Origin of the sequence: Halorubrum halophilum (genome assembly GCF_000739595.1) — an archaeon.
In the GTDB taxonomy this organism is placed as follows: Archaea; Halobacteriota; Halobacteria; order Halobacteriales; family Haloferacaceae; genus Halorubrum; species Halorubrum halophilum.
The window spans coordinates 1-968 of record NZ_BBJP01000042.1 but is presented as its reverse complement, the minus strand read 5'-3'; the positions used below and the strand labels follow the sequence as shown (position 1 = coordinate 968).

Below are 968 nucleotides of genomic sequence, written 5' to 3'. Positions count from 1 at the left end.
GGCTGTGTTGAATCGCCATACGGCAGCGAGGTAGGCCACTAAATCAAAGGAGTTGAAGCGGGAAGATTCGGTTGCCTATGACACAAATCTCCCGCTTCATTGGGGAAGTTGTGCCGGTTGCTCAAAGAGTTACTGGCGATGGAGGCGAATCCGCCGCCCCGGACGGTGGCGGCGGATTCGCCGACTACGCACTCGTTTCCCTCCACTGTCTCCGGATTTACCTCGATACGTCGTACCGTATGACGATCGACTTGCTCAAAGAGATGCCACAAATAACCGGGGAGATCGGCCTCAGCGCGGCCGATCTCCCCGCGCCGTCCACGTTGTGTAAGGCGTTCGACCGGATCAGCATGAGCGTCTGTCGAGTGCTGCTGCGCCAGTCGGCGCAGCTGCACGATCTCTCTGAACACGCCGCGATCGACGCCACGTTCTACGACCGCTCACCAGCCAGCCGCCACTACTGCCAGCGAATCAGCTACCGCGTTCAAAAGCTGAAAGTCACGAAGCTCGTCGATACAGCGTCTCAGGCTGTCCTTGACGTTCACTGCTCAACGAATCGAGAAGGAAGCGACGCAGACCTTGCTGAGCAGATCGCCCGCCGGAATGCGGGCGATCTGCGGTCTCTTGCGGCCGATAAGGGCTACGACAAGCAATCGCTCCGCGAAGGTCTGCGTGAGCTCGGGATCAGACCGTTGATCAAGCACCGCATCTTCGCACCGTACGACCACGCGCACAACGCCAGAATCGACGATAACCGCTACAATCAGCGCTCAATGACTGAAACCGTGAACTCTGCTGTCAAGCGCTCGCTCGGCTTCGCCGTGCGAGCGCGGTCATGGTTCCGTGAGTTCCGCGAAATCGCGCTGATGTGTGTCGTCTATAACATCAAACGCTTCGTCAAACAGTGAATCCCTCCGCCTTACAGCGATTCAACACAGCCGTGTCTCTTATACCACAAACAAACAAAA

1 protein-coding gene is annotated in these 968 nt (G+C 57.5%); it reads left to right on the top strand.

Features of this window, described 5'->3' with window-relative positions; all coding sequences use genetic code 11:
• Positions 1-77 precede the first annotated feature (77 nt).
• Positions 78-908 carry an IS5 family transposase gene (locus ACP96_RS13545; protein ID WP_050033698.1) on the top strand — a complete coding sequence of 277 codons (831 nt, stop codon included), beginning with the start codon at positions 78-80 and terminating at the stop codon, positions 906-908.
• The last annotated feature ends 60 nt before the right edge of the window (positions 909-968 follow it).

What these genes read in the sequence shown, in the direction of transcription:
- ACP96_RS13545 (WP_050033698.1), top strand. Translation starts at nt 78, where the DNA reads ATGACACAAATCTCCCGCTTCATTGGGGAAGTTGTGCCGGTTGCTCAA.